This is a genomic window from Pseudomonas sp. P4_C3, assembly GCF_056402075.1.
This window is the reverse complement of record NZ_JBFUIC010000744.1, coordinates 1-737: the sequence shown is the minus strand read 5'-3', so window position 1 is coordinate 737 and position 737 is coordinate 1. Positions and strand designations below refer to the sequence as shown.

Sequence of the window (737 nt, the reverse complement as noted above, 5' to 3'; positions counted from 1 at the left end):
GCAGTCGCTGAAGGCGGGCGAGAGCCACGATGACGTGTTTACGGTGCAGGTCAGCGACGGCCTGGGCGGCGTCGACACCCAGCTGGTGACCGTCACCATTACCGGCAGCAATGACGCGCCCGTGCTCAGCTTCGCGACCGGCAACGAGGCCGGCGCGGTGCAGGAAGACACCACGCTCAGCGTCAGCGGCCAGTTCAGCGCGGCCGACATCGATCACGACGCCACGGCGACCTGGAGCATTGCGGGTACGGATACGGGCACCTACGGTTCGATCGCCGTCGATAACACCGGCAAGTGGACTTACACGCTGGCCAATGGCACCGATGGCGTTGCCAGTGCGGTGCAGTCGTTGAAGGCGGGCGAGAGTCATGAGGACGTGTTTACGGTGCAGGTCAGCGACGGCCTGGGCGGCGTCGACACCCAGCTGGTGACCGTCACCGTCACCGGCAGCAACGATGCGCCCGTGCTCAGCTTCCTGACGGGCAATGCGGCCGGCGCGGTGCAGGAAGACACCACGCTCAGCGTCAGCGGTCAGTTCAGTTCGGCCGACATCGATCACGATGCCACCGCCACTTGGAGTATTGCGGGTACGGATACGGGCACCTACGGTTCGATCGCCGTCGATAACAGCGGCCAGTGGACCTACACCCTGGCCAATGGCACCGACGGGGTCGCCAGTGCAGTGCAGTCGCTGAAGGCGGGCGAGAGTCACAACGAAGTGTTCAGCGTGCAGGAGG

At 65.3% G+C, this 737-nt stretch carries 1 protein-coding gene; it reads left to right on the top strand.

What is annotated here, in order from left to right:
• On the top strand, positions 1–737 hold a 737-nt coding region (locus AC1DVH_RS32205), incomplete at both ends, for a VCBS domain-containing protein (protein ID WP_477757180.1).